The organism is Mesorhizobium sp. M7A.F.Ca.CA.002.04.1.1 (assembly GCF_004022805.1).
In the GTDB taxonomy this organism is placed as follows: Bacteria; Pseudomonadota; Alphaproteobacteria; order Rhizobiales; family Rhizobiaceae; genus Mesorhizobium; species Mesorhizobium ciceri.
The window spans coordinates 1-4,600 of record NZ_RZPL01000468.1 but is presented as its reverse complement, the minus strand read 5'-3'; the positions used below and the strand labels follow the sequence as shown (position 1 = coordinate 4,600).

At 65.1% G+C, this 4,600-nt stretch carries 5 protein-coding genes; all 5 read left to right on the top strand.

Annotated features, from left to right (window positions below; translation table 11 throughout):
* Nucleotides 1-690, top strand: a 690-nt coding sequence (locus ENZ75_RS21870) for an FAD binding domain-containing protein (RefSeq protein ID WP_128278309.1), incomplete at its 5' end; no start/stop codon positions are given.
* A gap of 59 nt (nt 691-749) precedes the next feature.
* Nucleotides 750-1,232 (top strand): (2Fe-2S)-binding protein, encoded by a 483-nt coding sequence (locus tag ENZ75_RS21865; RefSeq protein WP_063168523.1) that lies wholly within the window; start codon nt 750-752, stop codon nt 1,230-1,232.
* Between the two features lie 13 nt (nt 1,233-1,245).
* A complete protein-coding gene (locus ENZ75_RS35645) occupies nt 1,246-2,613 on the top strand; it encodes a xanthine dehydrogenase family protein molybdopterin-binding subunit (protein ID WP_063168524.1) in 1,368 nt (455 codons plus the stop codon).
* A 1-nt stretch (nt 2,614) separates the two neighbouring features.
* Complete coding sequence (locus ENZ75_RS35640; protein WP_063168525.1) at nt 2,615-3,619, top strand: molybdopterin cofactor-binding domain-containing protein; 1,005 nt, start codon at nt 2,615-2,617, stop codon at nt 3,617-3,619.
* Nucleotides 3,620-3,627: 8 nt separating this feature from the next.
* Nucleotides 3,628-4,509: a MoxR family ATPase gene (locus ENZ75_RS21850; RefSeq protein ID WP_063168526.1), complete on the top strand. Its 882-nt coding sequence runs from the start codon at nt 3,628-3,630 to the stop codon at nt 4,507-4,509.
* Nucleotides 4,510-4,600 lie beyond the last annotated feature (91 nt).

Sequence of the window (4,600 nt, the reverse complement as noted above, 5' to 3'; positions counted from 1 at the left end):
GCCAATGAAGGCGACGTTTCGGTTTCCGGCCTTATCAGGTCGACCGAGCCGTCCCTGTCCACCATCGCCGTTGCCGGCGATAAAGTCTGCATCGGCGCTTCGGTGACCATGGCGGCGATCGCCGGCCATCCGGGGCTCGGCACGCTCGCCAAGGCCGCCCGTGCCGTCGGAGGCCCGGCCATCCGCAACATGGCGACCGTCGGCGGCAATCTTTTTGCCCCGAGCCCGTATGGCGATTTCGCTGTTGCCCTGCTGGCGCTCGATGCGACGGTCAGCACCGATGACGGTGAAACGCCGATCGAGACTTTTCTGGCCAATCGGGGCGGCAGCCGCGTCGTCGTCACTTCCGTGAGCTTCACGCTTCCGAAGGCCGACAGTTTCCGCTTCCTGAAAGTGTCGAGGGTCAAGCCCAAGGGCGTCTCCGTGCTCAGCATAGCCGGTGCTCTGGAACTGTCGTCGGATGGCTCGGTGACCTCGGCGCGGATCGCACTCGGCTGCATGGCGGATCGGCCCATGCGCGCCAGGGCGGCGGAAAAAGCGCTGATCGGCCGAACGCTAACCGCTGACGGCATCGCGCCGGCCTTGGCCGCGGCCGGTGATGGCACCTCGCCCATCACCGACCCGATCGCCAGCGCCTGGTATCGCGCCGAAGTCCTGCCGGTTCATCTCGGGCGGTTGCTGCTCGCATAATATTTGTTCGGGGGCGCGCGTCTGTCCGCTGGTTCGGGCAGGCGCGCTGGGAGGAAAACATGGCAAAGGTTCCGGTTCAATTCACGCTCAACGGCTCGGAAAAGGCCGAATTCATCGACAGCGGCACGACGCTGCTTCAGGCGCTGCGCGACAAGATCGGCGACACCTCGCCGAAGGGCGGCTGTCATCAGGGCACCTGCGGCGCCTGTTCTGTCATCATAGACGGCGAACTCCGGCTCTCCTGCCTGACGTTGGCCGAGACCTGCAATGGCGCCGTCATCAGCACGACATCAGGGCTTTCGGAAAGCGGCGTGCTGCACCCGCTGCAGCGCGCCTTTCTCGACACGTTCGCCACGCAATGCGGCTTCTGCACGCCGGGCATGATCATGGCGGCCAAGGTGCTGCTCGACCACACGCCCAATCCCAGCCGCGACGAGGTGGTCGAGGCGCTGTCGGGCAACATCTGCCGCTGCACCGGTTACGAGCCGATCATCCAGGCGGTGCTGACCGCCGCCCGCGCCAATTCGCAGAACGCGGCCTGAAGGGTCCAAAACAATGGAACTGCGCAAGAACTACTTCGCCGATGTCCGCAAGGACGATCTGCACGAGATCGGCCAGCCCCGGCCGCGCTCGGATTCGCCCGGCCATGTCACCGGCAAGACCGCCTTTTTCGCCGACCGCAACTTTCCCGGCATGCTGCACCTGAAGATGGTGCGCAGCCCGCATCACCATGCCCGCATCGGTTCGATCGACACCTCAGAGGCGGAAAAACATCCGGGCGTGGTGAAAATTCTGACCGCCAAGGACGTACCGCACAATGTCTACACCATCCTGATCCTGATCCAGATCGGGCCGGAGGACGAGACGGTGCTTGCCGACGGCAAGGTGCGCTGGAAGGGCGAGGCCGTGGTGGCGGTGCTGGCCGAAACCGAGCGCGCGGCACAAGAGGCCGCAGCCAAGGTCAAGGTCGACTATGAGGTGCTGCCGGCCGTCTTCGACATGGAAGAGGCGCTGAAACCCGACGCGCCGCTGGTCAACGAATATCACGGCCAGAATTATTACCTCTATGATAGCGGCGAGTGCCGCAAGGTGCGCTTCGGCGATGTCGAGGCGGGCTTCGCCGGCGCCGACCACATACTGGAGCAGAGCTACCAGTCTTCGCCGATCGAGCACGCGCCGACCGAGACCACCGGCTGCGTGGTGGCGCCCGAGGGCAATGACCGCTTCACCTGCTATACCAACACGCAGGCGATGTTCTTCACGCTCGACAACACCTCGATCATCCTGCAGATGCCGGGCAGCAAATTGCATTTCGTCGGCGGCACAGTCGGTGGCGGTTTTGGCGGCAAGGTCGACGTCATCGTCGAGCCGATCGCCATCCTCGGCGCAAAACTAACAGGACGACCAGTCTGTTTTATCTACAGCCGCGAGGAGGAGATGCAGATCTCGTCGCCGCGCGCCGCTGAAAAGGTCGTCATCAAGGACGGCGTCATGAAAGATGGCCGCATCGTCGCGCGCAAGGTCACCGGATACACCGATGCCGGCGCCTATTCGCGCCACTCGCCCTACGGCGCGCAGAAGGGCGCGGGGCATTATCCCGGCCCCTACACTATTCCGAACGTCTGGATCGACACCTATTGCGTCTACACCAACCGCACGCCGTCGTCGGCCATGCGCGGCTTCGGCGTCACCATCGGCGATTTCGCGCTGGAGGTGCAGATGGACAAGCTGGCGCGCCTGATCGGCATGGACCCGCTCGAATTCCGCTTCATCAACGCCTATCGCGACGGTGATATGAAAGCGCACCGCCAGCCGACAGAGGGCGCCGCGCTGATCGAATGCATGCAGGAAGCCTCGCGCGCCGCCAACTGGCCGGTGGCGGAAAAGTACCTGGCGATGTCCTCCTATACGAAGGGAGCTTGAGATGGCGATCAGGCGTGGGCGCGGCGTTGCCGCGATCAACTATCCCACCGGTATGAACCTCGGCGGTGACCCGACGCAGGCACTGGTGCACTCGACGCCAACAGGCAATTTCATGGTGACATTGTCCTCCGTCGATCTCGGCCAGGGCATGAAGCAGATCATGGCGCAGATCTGCGCCGAGACCATCGGCGTGCCGACAGACCGCGTCGTCGTCGACACCGCCGACACCGACACCGGCCCGCACTGCATGGGCACCTTCGCCTCGCGCGGTACGCACCGCGCCGGCAACGCCGTCATCCAGGCGGCAAGGGAAGCGCGGCAGGTGATGCTGGAAGTGGCCGCCGAGGAACTGGAGGTGAACGCCTCCGACCTCGAGACCGACGGCCAGGGCAACATACTGGTCAAAGGCGCGCCGCAAAAATCGATCTCGATCTTCGATGTCGCGCTGTCGGCGCATTTCAAGCGCGGTCGCTCGATCTCGGGCCGCGGCATGTTCCTGATTCCGCGCTCTTATCCGGAGAAAGAGACTGGCGCGATGAAGCCATCGACCTGCTACGCGCATGCCTGCACCGTGGCCGAGGTCGAGGTCGACGACGAGACCGGCGCGGTCACCGTGCTGACTGTGAAGAACGTCTTCGAGATCGGCCGCGCGCTGAACCCGAAAATGGTCGAACAGCAACTGGTCGGCGGTTCGTGGATGGGCATCAGCCATGCGCTCTACGAGACGACCGAGCCCTATTATCCCAACCGCGACCATGGCGGCACGGACTTCAACCAGTATCTGATGCCCGGCCCCGGCGACCTCGCCGAGACCGAGATCATCGTGCTGGAGCGTCCATCGGCGGACGGGCCATACGGTGCCAAGGGGCCGGGCGAAATGTGCGCCAACCCGCAGATCCCGGCGGTCGCCAATGCCGTCTTCGACGCCGTCGGCGTGCGCATCGACACGCTGCCGATCACGCCGGAGCGCATCCTGCGCGCGCTGAAGGCGCAAGCGGCGAACTGAGGGCCGAAATGACCGGGACAAGCGCCGAGACATCAGCGACCTCGCCGGAGGCGGTGGCGCAGCATCTTGCCGCCTCGCGCTATCTGGCCGACGACAGTCTTGCGACCGCGATCTTCCTGGCGATCCGGCTGGGGAAGCCGCTGCTGCTCGAAGGCGCACCAGGCGTCGGCAAGACGGAAGCGGCCAAGGCGATCGCCGCGCTGCTCGGCCGCGATCTGGTGCGGCTGCAATGCTATGAAGGCATCGACGCTGCGCACGCGCTCTACGAATGGAATTATCAACGCCAGCTGCTCGCCATTCGCCACGCCGGCGAGCACGAGATCGACATCTACGAAGACCGTTTCCTGATCGCCCGGCCGCTGCTGCAGGTGCTGAAGGCGCCGGAACAGCGCGTGCTGCTGGTCGACGAGATCGACCGCTCGGATCATGAATTCGAGGCGCTGCTTCTGGAATTCCTCTCCGATTTCCAGATCAGCATTCCCGAACGCGGTACCGTCCGCGCCACGGCACAGCCGATCGTCATCCTGACCTCGAACCGCACCCGCGAGCTTGCCGAGGCACTGCGCCGCCGCTGCGTCTACCACTGGATCGGCTATCCCGACGCCGAGCGCGAGGCCGCCATCATCATGCTGCGCGCCGGCGATGTGGCCGAGGTAACGGCGCGCGCGGTGGCGGCGGCCGTGCAGACCATCCGCGCCCGGCCGCTGGCCAAGCCGCCGGGTATCGCCGAGGCCGTCGAATGGGCCAATGCCGCCACCATCCTGGAGAAGGGCGGCAGCCCGTGGCCGGAAGCCTTCCGCCGCGCCATCGGCGTGCTGATCAAGGACGAGGAAGACCTTTCCTACATCGCACCGGAGCTTGGCCGGATCGTCGAGGAGGCGCTGGCGTGACGCGGGAGGTCATTTCGCAAGGCTGGCGGGACAGCGCCCCCCTCTGTCCTGCCGGACATCTCCCCCTCAAGGGGGGAGATCGGATGTCATC

Coding starts and splice junctions, on each gene's coding strand:
- ENZ75_RS35640 (WP_063168525.1), top strand. CDS start 2,615: ATGGCGATCAGGCGTGGGCGCGGCGTTGCCGCGATCAACTATCCCACC.
- ENZ75_RS35645 (WP_063168524.1), top strand. CDS start 1,246: ATGGAACTGCGCAAGAACTACTTCGCCGATGTCCGCAAGGACGATCTG.
- ENZ75_RS21850 (WP_063168526.1), top strand. CDS start 3,628: ATGACCGGGACAAGCGCCGAGACATCAGCGACCTCGCCGGAGGCGGTG.
- ENZ75_RS21865 (WP_063168523.1), top strand. CDS start 750: ATGGCAAAGGTTCCGGTTCAATTCACGCTCAACGGCTCGGAAAAGGCC.